Here is a 21164-nt window from a genome sequence, read left to right on the forward strand (position 1 = left end):
GCGCACCTCCGCCACCCACCCACTCCTACCCCGATGCTCCCCCGCCAAAAACCACCAGGTCCAGGACATGCGGCATTTATTACAACCCCTCGCCCGAACGCGGCGGCAGGGGCCGCGGGAGCCCGCTCCGCCCGCGGGCGCGCCTTCGCCGCCGGACGCCGCCGGACGCCGCCCGTGCCGTCAGCCGGCGCGGCCGAAGTCCTCGGGGGAGATCGTGTCGAGGAACTCGCGGAACTTCTCGACCTCGTCCTCCTGCTCGTCCGGGATGGCGACGCCGGCCTCTTCGAGGACGTCCTCGCTGGCGAAGATCGTGGCGCCGGTGCGCAGGGCGAGGGCGATGGAGTCGGACGGGCGGGCGCTGACCTCGACGCCGTTGGAGAAGATCAGGTCGGCGAAGAAGATGCCCTCGCGCAGGGCCGTGATGTTCACGGTGCGGAGCTGGACGCTGAGGGCGTCCAGGACGTCGCGGAACAGGTCGTGGGTCAGCGGCCGCGCGGGCAGCACGCCCTGCTGCGCGAAGGCGATCGCGGTCGCCTCGACCGCCCCGATCCAGATGGGCAGGTAGCGGTCGCCCTCCGTCTCCTTCAACAGGACGATCGGCTGATTGGAGGGCATCTCGACCCGGACGCCGACGACCTCCATCTGCTTCACTGCGGCTCCCTGCTGGTTCTCGCTGTCTCGATCACCACGTGCAGCGGGTCGATTCCTGACCGAACCATGTAGCCAACGTACACCCAGGCCCGGACACCTCGTCGCGCCGCCGCCGCGAGAAAATCCTCCGCGGCGCCCATGATCAGTGGTCGAGGCTTTCGCTGAGCCCCGCGCTGACCAGGGCGGAATGCAGCCGGACCGACAGCGCCGCGATCTCGCGGGCGGTTTCGGCGGCCTCCTCGTGGGCGCCGCGGCTGCGGCGGCGCAGCTGCGGCGCGACCATCTGCTCGATCAGCCCGACCTGGCGGTCGGCGGCGGCCTTCACCGCGCGCAGGTGCCGGACCTCGAAGCCGAACTCGCCGAGCGCGGCGGCGATCCGGCACACGCCGAGGGCGTTCCCCTCGTAGTGCGAGCCGCTGCGGTGGACGAGGCCGTACTCCTCCAGCCGGGCGAGGAGGGCCTCGTCGATGCCGGCGCCGTCGAGGAGCTGGCGGCGGGTGAGGCGGACGTCGGGGTCCGCGGCGGTGGTGTCCGCCGCCACCAGGGTGCGGGGCAGGGTGCGGGGGCGGCGGGACGGCGCCTCGCGGGCGCCGAGCGGCGGGACGCTCTCGCCGCGGTCCCGGGCCTCCAGGTGCTGCCTGATCACGCGCAGCGGCATGTAGTGGTCGCGCTGCGCGGTCAGGACGAAGCGGAGCCGCTCCACGTCCGCGGCGCCGAACTTGCGGTACCCGGACGGGCTGCGCTGCGGCTCGACCAGGCCCTCGGACTCCAGGAACCTGATCTTGGAGATGGTGATGTCGGGGAACTCGGGCCGCAGCAGCCCGAGCACGTCCCCGATCGTCATCAGGGTCCGGGCCGGCTCCGGGTTCAACGCCCCTCCCGTTCCGTTCAGCCGTGCGCCGGGTTGGTCAGGAACACCAGCCGGAACTTGCCGATCTGCACCTCGTCGCCGCCGGACAGGCCGGCCTGGTCGACCCGCTGCCGGTTGACGTAGAGGCCGTTCAGGCTGCCCACGTCCCGGACGGAGAAGGCGTTGCCCTGCCGGGAGAACTCGGCGTGCCGGCGGGAGACGGTGACGTCGTCCAGGAAGATGTCGCTCTCGGGGTGCCGCCCCGCGGACGTGCGGTCCTTGTCGAGCAGGAAGCGGCTGCCGGCGTTCGGGCCGCGCTTGACGACGAGCAGCGCGGTGCCCGGGGGCAGCGCCTCCATCGCCATCTGGTCGGGGCCGGCCGGTTCGTCCGCGCCCGTGTCGGTGTCCAGGGCCTCGAACCCGCCGATGGAGATCGTGGACGTGGACTCGCCGGGCGACTCGCGGTACGGCGGCGGAGCGGCCGGACTCCGGGTCAGCGGAGTGCCGCAGTTCGAGCAGAAACGGGCATCATCCGGGTTGGCGTGACCGCACTGCGTGCAGTAGACGCTCGGCATCGATCGGCTCGGCCTCCTACCATCGGCGTGCCGCACGCGGACGCCCCGCCGCAGCGGGAGCCGCCTGCGCCACGCGCATCCTTCACCCAACCCACGCCGGGGACCCGCCCCCGGCCACGGTCCAACTCACCGCCCGCTCACGCGACGGTCGCCGCAACTTACGCGGGTATTACCCGAGGGGTCAACTGAAACGGTGAGCCGACCGGACCAAACTACCTTCGCCGCTGATCGCAGGTCTACGCCGCCGCGCGGACCGCGGCGATCGCGACGCTCGAGCCGGTCGCCCGGTTCACCGCTCCCCCCGTTCCCTCTAGGGAGACCGTACCGCGCCGACGGTCACTTTCGCGCGCGGGGTGATCAGGACGGTGGCTCCGACGCCCCGCAGCGTCCTGACGAGCCCGCCCGGGATGTTGAGCGCGGTGGTCATCGTGTGGGTGTCGCCGATGGCCAGGAACCGGTAGGGCGCGGACACGGGCCGGCCGTCGACCCGGACGCCGTCGCGGCCGTCCAGGAAGTAGGTGTCGACGCCGACGCGGACGTCGTTGACCTGGACGACCTCGGCGCCCGCGTCGCGGAGCTCCTGCAGGGCGTCCAGCAGGTTGATCGCCTTGACGCCCGACCCGGGGTCGCCGATCAGCAGCTCGATGCCGGGGCCCTCGGCCGGGAGCGTCCCGGCGAGGAGGCCGTAGGTGGTCGCCCGCTCGCGCGCGTCCTCCAGCGCGGTGCCGCCCTCGGCGTCGCGCTCCAGGCGGGTCCGGGTGGCCTCGAGATCGCGCAGGTCGGTCCTCAGCCGCTCGGACCGCTGACCCAGATCGGCCAGGATCCCGACGAGCTCGTCCTGCCGGGCGGTGGCGAACGTGGTGTCCCGCTGCGTCGACCGGACCTGCGCGACGGCCGCGAAGCCGAGCACGAGGCACAGCAGCCCGCCGGCGATCTGGCCGGCGCCGACTCGGGGACGCGACAGCGCGGCGAGCCCGCGCAGGCCCGCCGGACGCCCCTCCCCGTGCTCGCCGCCGGTCATGCGCCGAACAGCTTCCGCCGGATGCCGGCCACGTTGGAGAAGATCCGGATGCCGAGCACGACCACGACGCCCGTGGACAGCTGCGACCCCACGCCCAGCTGGTCGCCGAGGAGGACGATCAGCGCGGCGATGACGGTGTTGCCGACGAACGAGACCACGAAGACCTTCTCGTCGAAGATCCCCTCCAGCCGGGCCCGGACGCCGCCGAACATGGCGTCGAGCGCGGCCACGATCGCGATCGGCAGGTAGGGCTGCAGCCACAGCGGCACGTCCGGCTGGAGCATGAGGCCCAGCCCGACCCCGATGACGAGACCGATCAACGCGATCACTTGCGCCTCCCCGCTCCCCCGCACGCCGGAGCCCGGCCCGCGGTCCCCCGGCCCGCCGGCCGGCCGGTCCCTGGCCGCCCGCTCATCCGCCGTCCTCCTGGCCCGGGGCGGCGTAGCGCAGGCGGCTCGGGCCCGCCGCGGGCAGGTGCGCGCCGGACGCGCGGCGGACGTCGTACCGGATTCCGAAGCGGTCGTGCAGGGTGCCGAGCCGGCGGTCGGCGGGCGAACCGGCGAAGGCGTCCCGCAGGCGGTCCGGGTCGCCGAGCGCGGTCACCTCGTAGGGGCCGTTCAGCGGCCGGTAGTCGACCATGATCGCCTCGCCCGCCGTGCGGATCGCGGTGGTCGGCGCGAGCCGCTGCCCGTTGACGCCGATCGCGGCGGCGCCCGCCGCCCAGAGCCCGTTCACCAGGACCTGGAGGTCCTGATCATAGACCCGGCCGCCGTCGGCGGCGTGCCGCGGCGCGGCGGGTCCGCCGGGGCCGGTGCGCGGGGCGTCGGCGAGGGTGACCGCGATCCCGTCGCCGGCGGCGGGCAGGGCGGCCGCGGCGGCGCCGGCCCGGGCCAGCCGCTGCCGGACGCGGCGGCCCTCGTCGCTGCGGACGAGCGCGCGGGCCCGGTGCCGCTCGGTGTCGGACCGCAGCCGGTCGAGGCGGCTCTGCAGGGCGTCCGTCTCGGCGGTGCGGGCATGGATCTCGCCGATGAGGCGGGACCGCTGCGCGGCCGCCACCGGCTCGCCCCGGCGCGCCCGCGCCCCCGCGACGGCGATCAGCGTCCCGGCGAGGACGAGGACGAGCAGGACGCCCGCCCCCCGGGGCCGCCCCCGCCGGGGCGCGGCGGGGCCGGCGGCGGCGCGGCGGGCCGCGGCCTCAGCGTAGCCGGGGTCGAGGAGCTTGCCGGCGAGCAGGTCGGCGAGCAGCGACGCCGGGGCGTCCGGCCGCCGCCCGGGCGGGCGCCGGCGCTCATCGGGGTCGTCCGGTCGTGCGATCACCGCCCCATCATGGCAAGAGCCCGCGATCCCGAGCGCACGGCGGGGGCGGGGCGGCGTCAGGCGGCGGCGGGGCGGTAGAGGCCGATGTGGACGGCGAGCGCGGCGAGGACCGAGCCCATCAGGTAGCGCTGGACGCGCTGCCAGCCGGGCCGGCGCGCCAGGAAGGCGGCGATGCCGCCCGCGCCGAGCACGATGAGGCAGTTGACGGTGAGCGCGATGGCGACCTGGAGGAGGCCGAGCAGCAGGATCTGGACGGCGATGCGCCCGCGCTCCGGGTCGGCGAACTGCGGCAGCAGCGACACGTACAGGATCGCGATCTTCGGGTTGAGCAGGTTGGTGACCACGCCCATCGTGAACAGCCGGCGCGGCGGGTCGGCGGGCAGGTCCTTCGGCGCGAACGCGGCCGTCCCGCCCGGCCGCAGCGCCTGCCAGGCGAGCCAGAGCAGGTAGCCGGCGCCCGCCAGCTTGATCGCCGTGTAGAGGGCCGGGACGAGCGTGAAGACGGCGGTGAGCCCCGCGGTGGCGGCGGCGACGTAGACCAGGAAGCCGGCGGCCACGCCGGCGAGCGAGATCAGCCCGGCGCGGCGGCCCTGCGTCACCGAGCGCGACACCAGGTAGATCATGTTGGGCCCGGGCGTCAGGACGAGCCCGAGGGCGAAGGCGGCGACCGCGGCCGCCGCCGTGAGCGAGATCATCGTACTCCTCGTGTGTCAGGGAATTCGATGCTAGATCTCTGAGATTGCTCGGTGCAATACCATGGAATGCACTCGGTGCAATGTGGAGGACGCATGGAGGATTTCCGTCAGGTCGCCGACGAGGTGGCCGCCGACATCGCGGCGGGCCGGCTGCGGCCGGGCGACCGGCTGCCGCCGCAGCGCGCCTTCGCCCGCGAGCGCGGCATCGCCGGCTCCACGGCGAGCCGCGTCTACCGGGAGCTGGGCAGGCGCGGCCTCGTGGTGGGCGAGGTCGGGCGCGGCACGTTCGTCCGCGCGGCCGGGCGCCCGCCCGCGCCCGCGCTCGCGGAGCCGGCCGGGGCGCGCGTCGACCTGGAGGCGAACTACCCCCTCGTCCCGGAGCAGAGCGCCCTGCTCGCCGCCGGGATGGGGCGGCTGCTGCGCCCGGACGTCCTGGACGCGGCGCTCGGCCCCGCGGGCGTCGCGGGGACCGCCGCCGCCCGGGAGGCCGCGGCGGCGCTGCTGGCCGCCCCCGGCCTGCGGCCCGACCCGGCCCGGGTGCTGTTCGCCGGGAGCGGCCGACAGGCGATCGCGGGCGCCGTGGCGGCGCTCGTCCCGCCGGGCGGGCGGCTCGCCGTGGAGGCGCTCACCTACCCGGTGGTCAAGGGGATCGCGGCCCGGCTCGGCGTCACGCTCGTGCCGGTCGCGGCCGACGAGCACGGGCTGCGCCCCGACGCCCTCGCCGCCGCGCACCGCGCCGCCCCGTTCGGCGCGCTCTACGTCCAGCCGACGCTCCACAACCCGCACGGGACGACGATGCCCCGGGCGCGCCGCGCCGAGATCGCCGGCGCCCTGGAACGGCTCGGCGTCACCGCGGTCGAGGACCGCGTCTGGGCGTTCCTGCCCGCCGACGGGCCGCCGCCCCTCGCGAGCCTGGCACCGGACCGCACCGTGCTGGTCGACGGCCTGTCCAAGCGCCTCGCGCCGGGCCTCGGCCTCGGGTTCGTCCTGCCGCCCGCCGGCCTGGCCGGACGCGTCGCCGCCGCGCTGCGCTCCGGCGCCTGGGGCCCGTCGCGCTTCGCGCTGGAGGCGGCGACCGGCTGGATCGCCGACGGGACCGTCGCCGCCGTCACGAGCGCCAAGCGCGCCGACGCCGCGGCCCGGCAGCGGCTCGTCGCCGAGCGCCTCGCCGGCGCCGCCGTCCGCACCGGGCCGTGCTCCTACTTCTGCTGGTGGGACCTGCCGCCCCGGTGGCGCGCGGAGACGTTCGTGGCGGCCGCCGCGCGGCACGGCATCGCCGTCACCCCGGCCGCCGCCTTCGTCGTCGGGACGGGCGCCGCGCCCCGCGCGATCCGCATCGGCCTGGCGTCACCGCCGCTGGAGACCCTGGCGGGCGCCCTGGACGTCCTCGCCGGCCTCGCCGCCCAGAACCCCGACGACGCGCCCATCGACTGACCGGGCCGCGCCGGCCGGCGCGGCCGGGGTCAGGAGCCCGCGTGCTCGACGACGGCGGCCCATTCCTCCAGGAGGGACTGGGCGGCGTCGGCGTCCGGGCCCTCGGCCCACAGATGGGTGACGGCCTCCGCGGGGTCGGGCAGGACCAGCACCCAGCGGCCGTCGTCCTCGACGACGCGGACGCCGTCGGTGGTGTCGATGGCGCGGTCCCCGGCGGCCTCCACGACGTGGCGCATGACGCTGCCCTTGGCCGCCCACGGCGTGGGGACGGAGCGGCGCAGGAGGTGCGCGTCGGGGATGCGGCTGTCGATCTGGGACAGGGTCAGGCGCGTGCGGGCGACGAGGCCGACCAGGCGGACGAAGGCCGCGATCCCGTCGACGGTGCCGCTGAACTCGGGCATGAGGAAGCCGCCCCGGCCGTCCCCCGCGAAGATCACGCTGGGCTGCGCGGCGGCCTTGGTGAGGACGTCCTGGGACGTGGACGTCCACTCGACCTGGACGCCGTGGAACCGGCACACCTGCTCGGCGACCCGCGTCGTCGTCACCGGCAGCGCCACCTTGCCGCCGCGGCGCTCGGCGGCGACCAGGTCGAGCATCACGAGGAGGGCGCGGTCGTCGCCGACCAGTTCGCCGTTCTCGTCCACGAGGGAGATCCGCTCCCCGACGGGGTCGAAGCGGACGCCGAACGCGGCCCGCGACGAGGAGACGAGGTCGCCGAGGCGCTCCAGGTCGCGCATGCGCTCGGCGAGCGTCTCGGTCGGGTTGGCCTCGTCGAGGCCGGCGTTGCGGGTGAGGACCTCCACGCCGACCTTGCCGAGGAGGTTCGGCAGGACGAGCGAGGCGACGCCGCCCGCGCAGTCCAGGACGATCTTCAGCCCGGCCTCGCGGACGCCGCGGATGTCGACGCGGCGGAGCAGGTCGCGGGTGTAGGTCTCCACGACGCGCGGCGGGTAGGTCAGCTCGGCGATCTCGCCGGGGAACGCGCGGCGGTACTCCTGGCGGCCGAAGACGCGCTCGAGCTTGCGCTGCGCGGCCTGGGACAGGTCGGCGCCGCCCGCGTCGAGGAACAGGATGTCGACGCCCTGCGGGTCGCCGAGGGTGGTGCGGATGTAGATGCCGCCGACGGCGTCCTCGCGGCCGGTCTCGAACCGGGCGACGGTCAGCGGGGTCGCCTCCAGGTCGTTGACGTTGATGGCGCTGGCGGTCAGGGCGCTGTTCACGGCGCGTTTCAGGGTGCGGGCGGCGCGGGACACGTCGCGCCCGGTGACGACGGTCGTGCCCTTCTTCAGGGTCGTCGCGTAGGCGCTGGCCAGCCGCACCGCCAGCTCGGGGGTGATCTCCACGTTGACGAGCCCGGACACGCCGCGCGGCCCGAACAGGTTGCGCTGCCCGCGCGACTCCCAGATCACGCTGGTGTTGACGACCGCGCCGGCCTCGATGGTCTTGAACGGGTAGACCTTCACGCCGCTGGAGACGTACGCCTCCGCCTCGATGACGCACTCGTCCCCGATGACCGCGCCCTCCTCGACGCGGGCGCCGGCCATGATGTCGGTGTTCTTGCCGACGACGCAGCCGCGCAGGTTCGTGGACGGCGCGACGAACACGTTGTCGTGGACGATGGCGCGGTGCAGGAACGCGCCCTCCTTCACGACGACGTTGCTGCCGAGGACGGTGTACTCGCGCAGTTCGACGCCCGCCTCGACCTTGGCGTAGTCGCCGATGTAGAGCGGCCCCTTGAGGACGGCCTCGGCGTCCACCTCGGCGCCCTCGGCGACCCACACGCCGGGCGACATCTCGAAGCCGTCCAGTTCGATGCCGACCTGGCCGGACAGCATGTCGGCCTGGGCCTTGAGGTAGCTCTCGTGGGTGCCGACGTCCTCCCAGTAGCAGTCGGCCACGTACCCGAACAGGCGGGCGCCCTCGGCGAGCAGCTTCGGGAACACGTCCCCGGACCAGTCGACGGACTCGCCCTCCGCGACGTGCTCGAGGACCTCGGGCTCCATCACGTAGATGCCGGTGTTGACGGTGTCGGAGAAAACCTGCCCCCAGGTGGGCTTCTCCAGGAACCGCTGCACGCGGCCCTCGTCGTCCACGATGATGATTCCGAACTCGAGGGGGTTCGGGACGCGCTTGAGCCCGATGGTGACGAGCGCGTCGTTCTCCTCGTGGAACCGCACCATGTCGGTGAGGTCGATGTCGGTGAGGGCGTCGCCGGAGATGACGAGGAACCGGTCGTCGCGCAGCGCCTCCTCGGCGTTCTTGACGCTGCCGGCGGTGCCGAGCGGGATCTCCTCCGTCGCGTAGCTCAGCGACATGCCGAGCTCCTCGCCGTCGCCGAAGTAGTTGCGGATCAGCGCGGCCAGGAACTGGACGGTGACGACGGTCTCGGTGAACCCGTGCCGCTTCAGCAGCCGGAGCACGTGCTCCATGATCGGCCGGTTGACGAGCGGCAGCAGCGGCTTGGGCTGGTTGGCGGTCATCGGACGCAGCCGCGTCCCCTCGCCTCCCGCCATCACGACGGCCTTCATCGGGGGGTCTCAGCTCCCTTCTGGTCGCCGGCCGGCGGTTCCGCGCCCGGGTCGCCCCGCCGCCCCGGTGCGGGCGCCGGGTCCGGCCCCGGAACCGCCCCGGGGCCCGGGGGCGAGCCGCGGCCGGCCAGCACCAGTTGCCGCGTCTGCTCCCAGTAGAGGACGGCCGACCACCAGTACAGGCCCGTCCCCCAGATGGCGAAGGACCATCCGGTGACCTTCGCCGCGGTCGCCGCGCCGCCGCCGTGGTCGCCCAGCAGCAGCAGCGGGAAGGCGTACAGCAGGCACATGGTGCCCGCCTTGCCGATGAAGTGGACGGGGAGCGTGCCCCCGTACCCGAGCCGCCGGACGATCGGCGCGATCGGCGCGATCGCGAACTCCCGGGCGACCAGCAGCACCACCAGCCACAGCGGGATGATGTCGCGGATGGTGAGCCCGACGAGCGTCGCGAGGATGTAGAGCCGGTCGGCGGCCGGGTCGAGCACCGTCCCGAGCTTGCTCGTCTGGTTCAGCACGCGCGCCAGCTTGCCGTCCAGCCAGTCGGACAGGCCGGCGAACACCAGCACGCCGAGCGCCCACCAGTCCGCCTCGGCGAGGACGAGCCACAGGAACAGCGGGACGCCGACCAGCCGCGCCAGGCTCAGGATGTTCGGCACCGTGAGGATCCGGTCCTGCGGGGCCTCCTGCAGTGTGCTCACCGACGCGTTCGCCTCCCCTGGTCCCCTTGATCCTGACCCTACCGGTAAGGGTTTGAAAGCCCTCGGGAGCGTCCGTCCGTGCGACGGGGACCGCCGGACGGCGCTCATCGGGCGGCTCTGCTTCATCAGCGGCCGGCGGGGTTGGGAGGTTCCCGGCGGACGTGCCGAACCGGGCGAAGACCCCCCGGAGGGCCGGCCAAGGCGGGGGCGGAGCGGTGCGCGCCGGCCCGTCAGCGCGGGCTGACGGCGTCCGCCAGCGGGAGGACCGCGGTGACGACGAACCCGCCGTGCTCCCCCGGGCCCGCGTCCAGGGTGCCGCCGACGCTGCGCGCCCGCTCGATCATCCCGAGGATCCCGAACCCGCCCGGGACGCCGCCGGACGGCCCGCGCCCGTCGTCGGAGACGCGCACGACGAGCCCGCCGCCGTCGCGCGTCACGGTCACCGCGGCGCGCTCGGCGGCGGCGTGCTTGACAACGTTGGTCAGGGCCTCCTGGACGATCCGGTACGCGGCGACGCCGATCTCCGGCGGCAGCGTCCCGAGGCCGCCGGCGGAGACCTCCACGTCGAGCCCGCCGTCGCGCGCGGCGCGCACGAGGCCGCCGATGCCCTCCGGGCCGGGCAGCGCCCCGGGCGCCTCCACGTCGGTGCCGCGCAGGACCTGCAGGGTGCCGCGCAGCTCCGTCCGGGCGTCCCGGCAGGTGCCCGCGATCGAGGCGAGCGCGTCGGCGATCTCCGTCCGGTCGAGCGGCCGGTCCCCGCGCACCAGGTGCGCGGCGGCGGGTCGCCGAGGACGATCCGCACCCGCCGCCCGAGGACCGCGTACGCGAACGGCGCGATCACCTCGGCGGGCACCAGCGCGTGGTGCTGGTACTGCGCCAGGTGGTACGGCAGCACGATGATCACCAGGGCGGCCAGCCCCGGCGCCGGCCACCGCCGGATCACCGCGAGCGGCACGTGCGCCGCGACCAGCAGCAGGGCCCCGGCGGCGTCCAGCCCCCGGACGCCCGGCCAGGCCACCGCCGCCACCGCCGCGAAACCCGCCAGCGCCGCCGCGAGCAGGGCGTCCCCTGCCGTCACACCGATCCGAGGAAGCCTCACCACCCGTCCATCTTCCCGGCCGCCCCCGGCCACCGCGCACCGCCCCGCCGCTCCGGCGGCCGTTATGCGCCGGGCTCGCTGGGGAGGACCGGCTTGACGTCCAGGATCGGGGTGCCGTCGAGGGCCTCCAGGTCGCGGACGAGGACGCGGCGGCCGATCACCCGCACGACCTCGACCGGGTGCAGCCCGATCGGGTTGGGGCGGTCCGGGGAGCGCGTCGCGAACACGCCGCGCATCGGGGCGGCCGGGTCGTCGCGCGGGTGGACGCTCAGGACGTCGCGGGGCGACAGGTGCAGCCAGGTCAGCACGAAGACCCGGTCGCCCGCGCGCAGGCCGTCCAGCGCCGGGAGGACGGCGGGCTCGAAGACCAGCCATGCCTCCGGCGCGCCCTCCGTCCCCTGCTTGGGCGCGGACGCCCGGTCGGTGAGCGCGGACGACACGTGGCCGACCGGGGTGAGCGTGAACTCCTGATGAGGGTCGGTCATGCCCCGATCCTGCCAGGCTCCGCGCGCGGGCGCGTTCTACCTCGGCGGCGGCGGTTGCGGCAACGGGGGTGCGGCGGGTTAGCGTCGGGCACGACAGATCGCGGGGGCCCGGCGAACCGGGCTGAGATAGCGGCTGGGACGGCCGCTGACCGCATGAACCTGACCGGGTAATGCCGGCGTAGGGAGAGATCGAGTCGTCATGACAGAACGTGTGGTTCCGGCTGCCCGCAAGACCTACCTCCAGGGCGCGCGCCCGGACGTCCGGGTCCCGATGCGGGAGGTGCCGCTGACCAACGGCGACGTCGTCGTCCTGTACGACACGTCGGGGCCGTACACCGATCCGGCGCGGGAGACCGACGTCCGGCGGGGGCTGCCCGCGCTGCGGGAGGCGTGGATCGCCGAGCGGGGCGACACCGCGCCGTACGCGGGGCGGGCCGTCCGCCCGGGGGACGGCGGGCGGGGCGCGCCCGTGCGGGAGGACGTCCTGCCGCGCCGGCCGCGCCGCGCGACGGGCGGCGCGGTGACGCAGCGGGCGTACGCGCGGCGCGGCGAGATCACCCCCGAGATGGAGTTCGCGGCGCTGCGCGAGGGCGCGGCGCCGGAGTTCGTCCGGGACGAGCTGGCGGCGGGGCGGGCGGTCCTGCCCGCGAACGTCAACCATCCCGAGAGCGAGCCGATGGTCATCGGGCGGAACTTCCTCGTCAAGGTGAACGCGAACATCGGCAACTCGGCGGTGGCGTCGTCCGTCGAGGACGAGGTCGAGAAGATGACGTGGGCGACGCGGTGGGGCGCCGACACGGTCATGGACCTGTCGACGGGGCGGGACATCCACACGACGCGGGAGTGGATCCTGCGCAACTCGCCGGTGCCGGTCGGGACCGTCCCGCTGTACCAGGCGGTGGAGAAGGTCGGCGGCGACCCCGCGGAGCTGACCTACGAGGTCTTCCGCGACACGGTGATCGAGCAGGCCGAGCAGGGCGTGGACTACATGACCGTCCACGCCGGGGTGCTGCTGCGGTACGTGCCGCTGACGGCGCGGCGCAGGACGGGCATCGTGTCGCGCGGCGGGTCGATCATGGCGGCGTGGTGCCTGGCGCACCACGAGGAGAACTTCCTGTACACGCATTTCCGGGAGCTGTGCGAGATCTTCGCCGCCTACGACGTCACCTGGTCGCTCGGGGACGGGCTGCGCCCCGGCTCGATCGCGGACGCCAACGACGAGGCCCAGTTCGCCGAGCTGCGCACGCAGGGCGAGCTGACGAGGATCGCCGCCGAGTACGGCGCCCAGGTGATGAACGAGGGGCCGGGCCACGTCCCGATGGACAAGATCAAGGAGAACGTCGACCGGCAGCAGGAGTGGTGCGACGGGGCGCCGTTCTACACGCTCGGCCCGCTGACCACCGACATCGCGCCCGGCTACGACCACATCACCTCGGCGATCGGCGCCGCGATGATCGGCTGGCACGGCACCGCGATGCTCTGCTACGTCACGCCGAAGGAGCACCTCGGGCTGCCGGACCGCGAGGACGTCAAGGCCGGCGTCATCGCCTACAAGATCGCCGCGCACGCCGCCGACCTGGCGAAGGGGCATCCGGGGGCGCGGGCGTGGGACGACGCCCTCTCGGACGCGCGGTTCGGCTTCCGGTGGGAGGACCAGTTCAACCTCTCGCTCGACCCGGACACCGCCCGCGCGTTCCATGACGCCACGCTCCCGGCGGCCCCGGCGAAGACCGCGCACTTCTGCTCGATGTGCGGCCCGCACTTCTGCTCGATGAAGATCACCCGGGACGTCCGGCGGTACGCCGAGGAGCGCGGGCTGGACGGCGAGGCGGCCCTCGGCGCCGGCCTGCGGGAGAAGGCGGCGGAGTTCCGGGCCGCGGGCGGCCGGCTCCACCTGCCCCTGTCCCCCGGCGGCTCCTGACCGCGGACGCGGGCCCGCGCCGGCCCGCCGCGGCGGCGACCGCGGCGGGCCGGCGCATCCCCGGCGCGGGTCCGGACACCCGGCGCGGCTACTATCGAAGGACCGTTCCAAAGCCGCGGATCCCCCGAAGCGCCGCCGGCCCGTACCCGCCGGGAAAGGATCGACAACCCACGTGACCAGCGACGACACGCCGAAGGCCCCCGCCCGCGCGGTGCGCGCCGACGTGCGCCGCAACCGGGCGCGGCTGCTCGCCGCGGCCCGCGAGACCTTCGAGCGCGACGGGGCGGACGCGTCCCTGGAGGGCGTCGCCCGGCTCGCCGGCGTCGGCATCGGGACGCTCTACCGCCACTTCCCGACCCGCCGGCACCTCCTGGAGGCGCTCCTCGCCGACGCCTATGAGGAGCTGGCCGGGACGGCCCGCGACCTCCTGGTGTCCGCCGCGCCCGGGGAGGCGCTGATGACGTGGCTGCGGGCGTTCGTGGCGCGGGTGACGGTGTTCCGCGGGCTCGCGGCCTCGGCCGTGGTGTCGCTGCGGGACGAGCCGCCGGAGCCGGCCCGCTCCCGGCGGGCGATGTTCGAGGCGGGCGAGGCGCTGTTCGCCCGCGCGCAGCGGGCCGGGGACGCGCCCGAGGGCGCGCAGTTCGCCGACGTCCTGTGGCTCACCGGCGCGATCGCGTCGGCCACCGAGCGGGAGCCGGAGGCCGCCGGGCGGCTGCTGTCGCTCGCCGCCGCGGGCATGGCGCCGGGCAAGCCGTAGCCGGACCGGCCCTCAGTCCGTCTCGGGGACGGGCAGGATCCGGCGCGGGCCGCGCGGCGCCCCGCCGCGCTTGCGCCATTCGCGCGGGTAGCCGACCGACACCTCGATGTGCGGGACGTCGCCGGTCCAGATCGTCCGGGGGATGTGCAGGTGCCCGTACACGACGGAGGCCGCGCGGAACCGGTCGTGCCAGCCGGCGGTGCGCACGGTGCCGCACCACTGCGCGAACTCCGGATACCACAGGACGCGGGTGGGCTCCCGGACGAGCGGCCAGTGGTTGACGAGCACGGTCCGCGTGCCGGGCGCGAGGGCCGACAGGCGCTCCTCGGTGTAGGCGACGCGGGCGTCGCACCAGGCGTCGCGCGTCGGGTACGGGTCGGGATGCAGGTAGACCTCGTCGGTGCACACGACGCCCGTCTCGTGCGCGTACTCCAGGGCCTCCTCCTTGGTGGACGTCCCCTCGGGCCGGAACGTGTAGTCGTAGAGGACGAACAGCGGCGCGATCGTCACGGGCCCGCCGTCGCCGTCCCAGACGGGGTACGGGTCCTCCGGGGTGAGCACGCCCAGGCCGCGGCACATGTCGACGAGCCGCCGGTAGCGGGCCTCGCCGCGCAGCCGCACGGGATCGTCCTTGACCGTCCACAGCTCGTGGTTGCCGGGGACCCACACCACCGTGGCGTAGCGCTCGGCGAGCGTGCGGAGCGTCCACTCGACGTCGGCGAACCGCTCGGCGACGTCGCCCGCGACGATCAGCCAGTCGTCCGCGGAGGCGGGCCGCAGCCCGTCGGTGAACGCGCGGTTCTCGGGGAATCCCACGTGCAGGTCGCTGATCGCGTAGACACCGGCCATCCAGAGATCGTAAGCCCCGGCCGGGTTCGGCGGCCGCCGGCGGGCAGGGTGAACGGGCGGATGCGGACGGGGCGCGCGCCGGGCGCGGTGCATCAGGGCCCGTTCTCCCCCGGACGCGAAGAGGCCCGCGCTCCGGCATGGAGCGCGGGCCTTCCCCGGCTTCTCGTCCTCAGCGTCCGTCTCCGGCGCCTCAGTCGTTCCCGCCCCAGAGGTAGACGCCGAGGCTCATCGCGAGCAGGCTCGCCCAGCCGGCCACCGCCCTGAGGTTGTTCCAGGCGGTCCAGCGCCCGGAGTAGTCCGACCAGATCCTCGCCGCCTCGGCCGCGTCCCCCGGGATCGTGACGCGGTCGATGCCGTTGTTCAAGGGGATGTTCACGGCGAAGCTCGGGACGAGCGCGCCCGCGAAGTACACGGCCGCCGCGACGAAGAACAGGACCGCCGCCGGCTTCTGGCCGAGCGTCAGCAGCAGCACGCCCGCCGCGACCGCCAGCACCGGGACCAGCAGGAACATCGCGATGAACAGCGGGTTCTGGATCTTCTGGTTGATGCCCTGCATCGCGTCGATCGCCGACTGCGGCCGTGCCGCGTTCAAGCCCGGCATCACGCCGGTCGAGAAGCCGAAGAACGTCCCGGCCATGCCGGCCGCCATGATGAGGGAGAGCGTCACCGAGACGCCCGCGAGCGCGTTCCTCATGGTCACTCCGTCCAGGTCCAGATGCCGCTGGCCGCGGCGTCGCGTGCGTATTCGGCGAAGTCGCGGGGCGCCCGGCCGAGCGCCCGCCGGACCCCGTCGGCGGGCTCGGCGTTGCGGCCGTCCAGCACCGTGGTGAACAGGTGCGTCAGGAACCCGGTGATCTCCTCGGGCAGGCCGTGCTCCCTGAGGACCGCCGCGTAGTCGTCCGCGCCGACCCGGACGAAGGCGATCTCCCGCCCGGACGCGCGGCCGATCTCGGCGACCGCCTCGGCGAAGGTGAGCGCGCGGGGGCCGGTCACCTCGTAGACCTCGCCCGCGTGGCCGTCGCGGGTGAGGGCCGCGGCGGCGACGTCCGCGATGTCCTCGGCGTCCACGAACGGCTCGGGCACCTCGCCCGCCGGGAGGGCGACCTCGCCGGCGCGGACGGGGTCGAGGAGGTAGTCCTCGCTGAAGTTCTGCGCGAACCAGCTCGCCCGCACCACCGTCCATTCCAGGCCCGACGCCCGGACGATCTCCTCGCACCGCAGCGCCCCGGGCTCGCCCCGCCCGGAGAGCAGGACCACGCGCCGCACGCCCGCGTCCGCCGCCTCCGCCGTGAACGCGCCGACGGCCTCCGGCGCGCCGGGCGCCGCCAGGTCCGGGTAGTAGGACAGGTACACGTTCCCGACGCCCCGCAGGACGGGCGCCCAGGTGGCCTCGTCCTCCCAGTCGAAGGCCGGCGACGCCGACCGCGAGCCCATCCGGACCGGGACGTCCATGGCCTCCAGCCGCTCCACCACGCGGCGGCCGGTCTTGCCGGTACCGCCGAGGACGAGGGTCGGGCCGTTCTCCGCTTCCGTGTTCGTCATGCCCTCGAGTCAACAGCGCGGCGGTTCCAGCGACCATCGTTGAGAAGCCGGCCCGCATACGCGAGCGTCTAGGCTGGCGGTCGTGGACGCTCTCACCGACCTCCTCGACGGCCCGCGCGCCCGGGGGGCGTTCATGCTCCGCTCGACCCTCGCGCCGCCGTGGTCCCTCCGCATCCAGGACGAGGCGCCGCTGACGCTGCTGTCCATGGTCGCGGACGACGCGTGGCTCGTCCCGGACGACGCGGAGCCGCAGCGCGTCGGCCCCGGCGACATGGTCGTCTTCCGCGGGCCCGACCCCTACACGGTCAGCGACGACCCGGCCACCGAGCCGCAGGTCGTCATCCATCCCGGCCAGCGCTGCACCACCCCGGACGGGACGAGCCTGTCGGAGGCGATGGACCTCGGCGTCCGCGCCTGGGGCAACGACCCCGACGGCACCGCGGTCATGCTGATCGGCACCTACCAGATGCGCGGCGCCGTCACCCGGCGGCTGCTGTCCGCGCTGCCGCCGATCGCGATCGTCCGCGGCGACGCCTGGAAGTCGCCGCTCGTCGACGTGCTCGGCGAGGAGATCGGCAAGGACGAGCCCGGCCAGGACGTCGTCCTCGACCGGCTCCTCGACCTGCTGCTCATCGCGACGCTGCGCGCCTGGTTCTCCCGCCCGGACGCCGAGGCGCCCGGCTGGTACCGCGCCCACGGCGACCCCGTCGCCGGGCCCGCGCTGCGGCTCCTGCACGACGACCTCGCGCACCCGTGGACGGTCGCGGACCTGGCCGCCCGGGTCGGGACGTCCCGCGCGGCGCTGGCGCAGCGGTTCGCGAAGCTGATCGGCGAGCCGCCCATGGCCTACCTGACCGGCATCCGCCTCGCGCAGGCCGCCGACCTGCTGCGCGAGAGCGACGCGACGCTGGACGCCATCGCGCGCCAGGTCGGCTACGGCACCGCGTTCGCGCTGAGCACCGCGTTCAAGCGCGAGCGCGGCGTCAGCCCGCAGGAGTACCGCGCCGGCCGCGGCTAGTGCCGGGTGCGGCCGGTACCGGGTGCGGTTAGTGCCGGGTGCGGTCAGTGCCGGGTGCGGTCAGTGCCGGGTGCGGCTAGTGCTGGGTGCGCAGCGTGGGCTCGGCGCGGACGACCGAGTCGGCCGCCGCGTCCGGGATGAAGGGGATCACGAAGGCGTACTCCGCCAGCACCGCCTCGGGGACCTCCGCCGACTCGCCGAACGCGGCGATCTCCCCCCAGCAGGGCGAGCCGAGGGAGCCGCTGCGGTGCCGCACCGACAGCCCGGCGCACAGGTTCGCGAACCGGAGCCGCTCGGCGAGGGGCAGCCCGGCGAGCGTGGCGAACACGAACCCGGCGGCGAACACGTCGCCCGCGCCCGTCGGATCGAGGGCCTCCACCGGCAGGGCGCCGACCTCGGCCCGCTCCCCCGTCCGCGCGTCGATCGCGAGGGCGCCGTCGCCGCCGCGCTTGACCACCACCACCGGCACCCGCCCGGCGAGCGCCTCGGCCGCCTCCGCCGGGCTCGCGGTGCGGGTGTAGGCCATCGCCTCGGCGGCGTTCGGCAGGAAGACGTCGACGTGCGCGAGGCGGTCGAGGACCTCCGCCGGCCAGGCGCCGGTCTGATCCCAGCCGAGGTCGCCGAACACCAGCGCGCCCCGTGCGCGCATCTCCACCGCCCACGGCGGGACGGGGCGGTCGACGTCGACGAAGCAGGCCCGCGCGTCCGGCGGCGGCGCGCCCAGGTCGTCCAGCGGGGATGGGACGGGCTTGACGAACGTCACCATGGCGCGGTCGGAGTCGTAGGCCATGGAGACGGTGACGGGCGTCGACCAGCCGGGCACCCGCCGCGACAGCCCGAGGTCGACGTCCTCCTGCTCGGCGAGGGTGCGCCACAGGTAGGCGCCGAACATGTCGTCGCCGAACGGCGCCGCCAGCCCGACCCGCAGTCCGAGCCGGCTCATCGCGACCGCGATGTTGGCGACGCCGCCGGGCGCCGAGCCCAGCCCGTCGGTGACGATCTCGGTTCCGGGCGGCGGCGGCCCCGGCAGCCCGGTGAAGATCATGTCCATGAAGACCTGGCCGGACAGGAACACGTCCAGGCGCGGGCCGGCCCCGCCGGCGTGCAGCCGCTCCCCGGCGGGCTCCCGCTCCGCGCAGGGGTCGGCGAGGGACGGCTCGGGCGCCCGTCCCGTCGCGGTCTCCTGAGTCACGAGGCCCCCCGTGGCGAGGCGTGGGCTGGATCTCCCGGACCCTACCCGCCGCCTCCGACATCCGACGTCTACTCAGGAACGTACAACCGGATGTCGTCCACCTGCGCCTTTCCCCCGTGGAGTTCTCTCCTCCAAGATCGAGGAGGCGAACCGCGCCTGTGTTCGGCGAGCATCGTCCACCAGTCGCGCAACAGGTTCCACTGACGGGGCGAGCCCGGCATGGACCACGGCGAACATCGCCAAAGTGGTATTGACCAGTCGACTTAATCGGACATACGGTGTGCTGCGACAGGAACAACCCCCAGGAGGTGGACGGCGTGCCATCTGGCGGTGAGGCCCGGTCCGGGAGCACGAAACGGCAGGCGGTGCGCCGCGAGCTCCTCGCCATGCTGGACGGCATGGAGGCCGGGGACGCCCTCCCGCCCGAGCGCCGGCTCGCCGGGGAGCTCGGCGTCTCACGGCCCACGCTGCGCCAGGCCATCGACGGGCTCGTCGCCGACGGGCTGCTCGACCGGCGGCACGGCAGCGGCACCTACGTGGCCGAACCCCGGATCGCGGTGTCGCTGACGATGACGTCGTTCACCGAGGACATGCTCAGGCGCGGCATGAAGCCGGGCGGGCGCGTCCTGTCGTTCCGCACCGGGACGGCGGGGGCGCGGATCGGCAGGCGGCTCGCCCTCCCGCCCGAGGAAGAGGTATTTACCATTCGGCGGCTCCGGCTGGCCGACGGGGCGACGATGGCCATCGAGACCCTCTACCTGGCGCGCGCGCTGATGCCGGGCCTGCGCCGGCACGACCTGGAGGGTCAGTCGTTCTACGACCTGCTGCGCGGCGCCGGCGTCGTGATCGCCTCGGGCACCGAGACGATCGAGCCGACCGTCACCACCCCCGAGGAGGCCGCCGAGCTGGGCGTGCCGGTGCACACGCCGGCGTTCCTGTTCGAGCGGATCACCAGGGACGCGGGCGGGCGGCCCCTGGAGTACGTCCGGTCCGTCTACCGCGGCGACCGCTACCGCCTGGAACTCGACCTGCGACCACCCCCCGGGAAGTGAGGCGACCCCACCATGGACGTCGTCAAGGACATCCTCACCTTCCTGGCCGACAACGTGTTCGGCCAGGTCCCCATCCTCATCGGACTCATCACCCTGATCGGCCTGATCCTCCAGCGGAAGCGGTTCGAGGACGTCTTCGCGGGCGCGCTGCGCGCCACGATCGGCGTCGTCATCCTCTTCATCGGCGTGGAGGTGTTCACCGGCGGGCTGACCAGCTTCCAGACCGTCCTCGCCAGCGCGATGGACACCACGCCCCCGAAGGCCGACAACACCCTCGCCGACTTCCTCACCGACCAGGGCGGGACGGTCGCGCTCGTCATCACGGTCGCGTTCCTGCTCCACGTGCTGGTCGTCCGGCTGTTCCCGGCGGCCCGCTACCTCTACCTGACCGGGCACCTGATGTTCTGGATCAGCACGGTGACCGTCGCGTCGCTGGTGACGATCGCGCCGGGCGCCGACCAGCTCACGCTGGTGCTGTGCGGGGCCGGGTTCGTCGCCGCGTACTGGACGCTGCAGCCGCTGTGGATGCGCCCGCTGATGCGCCGCGTCATGCCCGACGACCGGTTCGGTTTCGCCCACACCAGCTCGCTCGCGTGCCTGATCACCGGATACGCGGCGCGCCCGCTCGGCAGCCGCGAGAAGCACGACACCGAGAAGCTGAGACTGCCCCGCCAGCTGTCGTTCTTCAAGGACGTCAACGTCAGCACCGCGCTCATCATCACCGTGATCATGCTGATGGGGGTCGCGCTCGCCGACGACGGCGTGGTGACCCGGGCGGCGGCCGAGATGGACGACAAACTGTCCCCGTGGGTGTGGGCGATCCTGGTCGGCCTCCGGTTCGCGGGCGGCATCGCGATCCTGCTGTTCGGCGTGCGGATGTTCCTCGGCGAGATCGTCCCGGCGTTCAAGGGATTCAGCGACCGGGTCATCCCCGGCACCCGCCCGGCGCTGGACGCGCCGACCGTGTTCCCCGTCGCGCCGACCGCCGTCATGGTCGGGTTCGTCTCGTCCACGGCGGTGTTCCTGGTCTGCCTGGGCGTGTTCGCGGGGGCCGGCTGGTTCACCCTCGCGCCGCCCATGATCATGCTGTTCTTCGTGGGCGGCGCGGCGGCGCTGTTCGGCAACGCGGTGGCGGGCTGGCGCGGCGCCGTCCTCGGCGGCGTGATCACCGGGCTGATCCTCGCGGCCGGGCAGGCCGTCACCTGGGACCTGTACGAGAAGACCGCGCCGGAGCTCGCCACCCTCGCCGACCCCGACTGGTACGCGATCGCGTGGCTGCTGAAGGCCGCGGACCCCGTCGCCGGCGGCGGCGCGGTCTGGCTCGTGCCCGGGGTCGCGCTCGCCGCGATGGTCGCGACGCTGCTCCTGCTCGGCCGCGCCGAGAAGCGCCGGGCCGCGAGCGAGGGCGGCGCGCCCGGGGACGGCGCGGACGGGGACGAGGGCACCGCGCCCGAGGACACGGCCGCCGCGCGGGCCTGAC

The 21164-nt window shown here is 74.6% G+C and carries 21 protein-coding genes and 1 riboswitch; of the genes, 6 read left to right on the forward strand and 15 right to left on the reverse strand.

Annotated elements, in window-relative coordinates:
• Positions 1 to 180: 180 nt before the first annotated feature.
• From SM611_RS32910 to SM611_RS32940, 7 genes are all read right to left on the reverse strand, one after another.
• Entirely contained in the window at positions 181 to 651 is a 471-nt protein-coding gene (locus SM611_RS32910) for a bifunctional nuclease family protein (RefSeq protein WP_067468341.1), read from the reverse strand.
• Between the two features lie 142 nt (positions 652 to 793).
• Positions 794 to 1522, reverse strand: coding sequence for a transcriptional regulator FtsR (gene ftsR, locus SM611_RS32915; RefSeq protein WP_371954234.1), 729 nt, complete (start codon positions 1520 to 1522; stop codon positions 794 to 796).
• Between the two features lie 17 nt (positions 1523 to 1539).
• Positions 1540 to 2076 carry an FHA domain-containing protein gene (locus SM611_RS32920; RefSeq protein ID WP_371954235.1) on the reverse strand — a complete coding sequence of 179 codons (537 nt, stop codon included), beginning with the start codon at positions 2074 to 2076 and terminating at the stop codon, positions 1540 to 1542.
• A 310-nt stretch (positions 2077 to 2386) separates the two neighbouring features.
• Positions 2387 to 3097 carry a DUF881 domain-containing protein gene (locus SM611_RS32925; RefSeq protein ID WP_371954236.1) on the reverse strand — a complete coding sequence of 237 codons (711 nt, stop codon included), beginning with the start codon at positions 3095 to 3097 and terminating at the stop codon, positions 2387 to 2389.
• A complete protein-coding gene (locus SM611_RS32930) occupies positions 3094 to 3426 on the reverse strand; it encodes a small basic family protein (RefSeq protein WP_371954237.1) in 333 nt (110 codons plus the stop codon). The genes SM611_RS32925 and SM611_RS32930 overlap by 4 nt, the downstream gene beginning before the upstream one ends.
• 82 nt (positions 3427 to 3508) lie before the next feature.
• A complete protein-coding gene (locus SM611_RS32935; RefSeq protein ID WP_371954238.1) occupies positions 3509 to 4414 on the reverse strand; it encodes a DUF881 domain-containing protein in 906 nt (301 codons plus the stop codon).
• A gap of 56 nt (positions 4415 to 4470) precedes the next feature.
• Positions 4471 to 5109, reverse strand: coding sequence for a LysE family translocator (locus SM611_RS32940; protein WP_371954239.1), 639 nt, complete (start codon positions 5107 to 5109; stop codon positions 4471 to 4473).
• 93 nt (positions 5110 to 5202) lie between these two features.
• Between SM611_RS32940 and SM611_RS32945 the strand changes: the two genes are divergently transcribed.
• Complete coding sequence (locus SM611_RS32945) at positions 5203 to 6543, forward strand: aminotransferase-like domain-containing protein (RefSeq protein ID WP_371954240.1); 1341 nt, start codon at positions 5203 to 5205, stop codon at positions 6541 to 6543.
• A gap of 29 nt (positions 6544 to 6572) precedes the next feature.
• Here the strand turns inward: SM611_RS32945 and SM611_RS32950 are convergent, their stop codons facing one another.
• The 4 genes from SM611_RS32950 to tsaA all read right to left on the reverse strand — a co-directional run bounded on the left by SM611_RS32950 (position 6573) and on the right by tsaA (position 11353).
• Entirely contained in the window at positions 6573 to 9071 is a 2499-nt protein-coding gene (locus SM611_RS32950) for a sugar phosphate nucleotidyltransferase (protein WP_371954241.1), read from the reverse strand.
• A complete protein-coding gene (gene clsA, locus SM611_RS32955; RefSeq protein ID WP_371954242.1) occupies positions 9068 to 9769 on the reverse strand; it encodes a cardiolipin synthase ClsA in 702 nt (233 codons plus the stop codon). Before clsA ends, SM611_RS32950 begins: the two co-directional genes overlap by 4 nt.
• Before the next feature lie 230 nt (positions 9770 to 9999).
• Positions 10000 to 10533: a sensor histidine kinase gene (locus SM611_RS32960; RefSeq protein WP_371954243.1), complete on the reverse strand. Its 534-nt coding sequence runs from the start codon at positions 10531 to 10533 to the stop codon at positions 10000 to 10002.
• Between the two features lie 397 nt (positions 10534 to 10930).
• On the reverse strand, positions 10931 to 11353 hold the full coding sequence (tsaA, locus tag SM611_RS32965) for a tRNA (N6-threonylcarbamoyladenosine(37)-N6)-methyltransferase TrmO (protein WP_371954244.1): 423 nt from the start codon (positions 11351 to 11353) through the stop codon (positions 10931 to 10933).
• A 90-nt stretch (positions 11354 to 11443) separates the two neighbouring features.
• A riboswitch (TPP riboswitch) is annotated at positions 11444 to 11557 on the forward strand.
• Between tsaA and thiC the strand changes: the two genes are divergently transcribed.
• Together thiC and SM611_RS32975 are read left to right on the forward strand one after the other, a co-directional pair.
• Positions 11553 to 13274: a phosphomethylpyrimidine synthase ThiC gene (thiC, locus tag SM611_RS32970; RefSeq protein WP_371954245.1), complete on the forward strand. Its 1722-nt coding sequence runs from the start codon at positions 11553 to 11555 to the stop codon at positions 13272 to 13274. It overlaps the preceding riboswitch by 5 nt.
• Positions 13275 to 13446: 172 nt before the next feature.
• On the forward strand, positions 13447 to 14031 hold the full coding sequence (locus SM611_RS32975) for a TetR/AcrR family transcriptional regulator (protein WP_371954246.1): 585 nt from the start codon (positions 13447 to 13449) through the stop codon (positions 14029 to 14031).
• A 12-nt stretch (positions 14032 to 14043) separates the two neighbouring features.
• Here SM611_RS32975 and SM611_RS32980 read toward each other — a convergent pair whose 3' ends face one another.
• The 3 genes from SM611_RS32980 to SM611_RS32990 form a co-directional block, all read right to left on the reverse strand.
• Positions 14044 to 14880 (reverse strand): metallophosphoesterase family protein, encoded by an 837-nt coding sequence (locus SM611_RS32980; protein WP_371954247.1) that lies wholly within the window; start codon positions 14878 to 14880, stop codon positions 14044 to 14046.
• A gap of 190 nt (positions 14881 to 15070) precedes the next feature.
• Positions 15071 to 15574, reverse strand: coding sequence for an anthrone oxygenase family protein (locus SM611_RS32985; protein WP_371954248.1), 504 nt, complete (start codon positions 15572 to 15574; stop codon positions 15071 to 15073).
• Between the two features lie 2 nt (positions 15575 to 15576).
• The gene (locus SM611_RS32990; protein ID WP_371954249.1) at positions 15577 to 16422 is read right to left on the reverse strand and encodes an NAD(P)H-binding protein; all 846 of its coding nucleotides are present in this window, start codon (positions 16420 to 16422) and stop codon (positions 15577 to 15579) included.
• Between the two features lie 82 nt (positions 16423 to 16504).
• Here SM611_RS32990 and SM611_RS32995 point away from each other — a divergent pair, with 82 nt between their 5' ends.
• A complete protein-coding gene (locus SM611_RS32995) occupies positions 16505 to 17440 on the forward strand; it encodes an AraC family transcriptional regulator (protein ID WP_371954250.1) in 936 nt (311 codons plus the stop codon).
• Between the two features lie 76 nt (positions 17441 to 17516).
• Here SM611_RS32995 and SM611_RS33000 read toward each other — a convergent pair whose 3' ends face one another.
• Positions 17517 to 18632, reverse strand: a complete 1116-nt coding sequence (locus tag SM611_RS33000) for a carbohydrate kinase family protein (RefSeq protein WP_371954251.1) — start codon at positions 18630 to 18632, stop codon at positions 17517 to 17519.
• Positions 18633 to 18949: 317 nt separating this feature from the next.
• On the opposite strand from SM611_RS33000, the gene SM611_RS33005 reads away from it, so the two are divergent.
• Both SM611_RS33005 and ulaA read left to right on the forward strand, forming a co-directional pair.
• A complete protein-coding gene (locus SM611_RS33005; RefSeq protein ID WP_371954252.1) occupies positions 18950 to 19684 on the forward strand; it encodes a GntR family transcriptional regulator in 735 nt (244 codons plus the stop codon).
• A gap of 12 nt (positions 19685 to 19696) precedes the next feature.
• The gene (gene ulaA / locus SM611_RS33010) at positions 19697 to 21163 is read left to right on the forward strand and encodes a PTS ascorbate transporter subunit IIC (RefSeq protein ID WP_371954253.1); all 1467 of its coding nucleotides are present in this window, start codon (positions 19697 to 19699) and stop codon (positions 21161 to 21163) included.
• The last annotated feature ends 1 nt before the right edge of the window (position 21164 follow it).

It is taken from the genome of Actinomadura monticuli, from assembly GCF_041463655.1.
Taxonomy (GTDB): Bacteria; Actinomycetota; Actinomycetes; order Streptosporangiales; family Streptosporangiaceae; genus Spirillospora; species Spirillospora monticuli.

What these genes read in the sequence shown, in the direction of transcription:
- SM611_RS32920 (WP_371954235.1), bottom strand. Translation starts at nt 2,076, where the DNA reads ATGCCGAGCGTCTACTGCACGCAGTGCGGTCACGCCAACCCGGATGAT.
- SM611_RS32925 (WP_371954236.1), bottom strand. Translation starts at nt 3,097, where the DNA reads ATGACCGGCGGCGAGCACGGGGAGGGGCGTCCGGCGGGCCTGCGCGGG.
- SM611_RS32940 (WP_371954239.1), bottom strand. Translation starts at nt 5,109, where the DNA reads ATGATCTCGCTCACGGCGGCGGCCGCGGTCGCCGCCTTCGCCCTCGGG.
- SM611_RS32945 (WP_371954240.1), top strand. Translation starts at nt 5,203, where the DNA reads ATGGAGGATTTCCGTCAGGTCGCCGACGAGGTGGCCGCCGACATCGCG.
- SM611_RS32950 (WP_371954241.1), bottom strand. Translation starts at nt 9,071, where the DNA reads ATGAAGGCCGTCGTGATGGCGGGAGGCGAGGGGACGCGGCTGCGTCCG.
- tsaA (WP_371954244.1), bottom strand. Translation starts at nt 11,353, where the DNA reads ATGACCGACCCTCATCAGGAGTTCACGCTCACCCCGGTCGGCCACGTG.
- thiC (WP_371954245.1), top strand. Translation starts at nt 11,553, where the DNA reads ATGACAGAACGTGTGGTTCCGGCTGCCCGCAAGACCTACCTCCAGGGC.
- SM611_RS32980 (WP_371954247.1), bottom strand. Translation starts at nt 14,880, where the DNA reads ATGGCCGGTGTCTACGCGATCAGCGACCTGCACGTGGGATTCCCCGAG.
- SM611_RS32985 (WP_371954248.1), bottom strand. Translation starts at nt 15,574, where the DNA reads ATGAGGAACGCGCTCGCGGGCGTCTCGGTGACGCTCTCCCTCATCATG.
- SM611_RS32990 (WP_371954249.1), bottom strand. Translation starts at nt 16,422, where the DNA reads ATGACGAACACGGAAGCGGAGAACGGCCCGACCCTCGTCCTCGGCGGT.
- ulaA (WP_371954253.1), top strand. Translation starts at nt 19,697, where the DNA reads ATGGACGTCGTCAAGGACATCCTCACCTTCCTGGCCGACAACGTGTTC.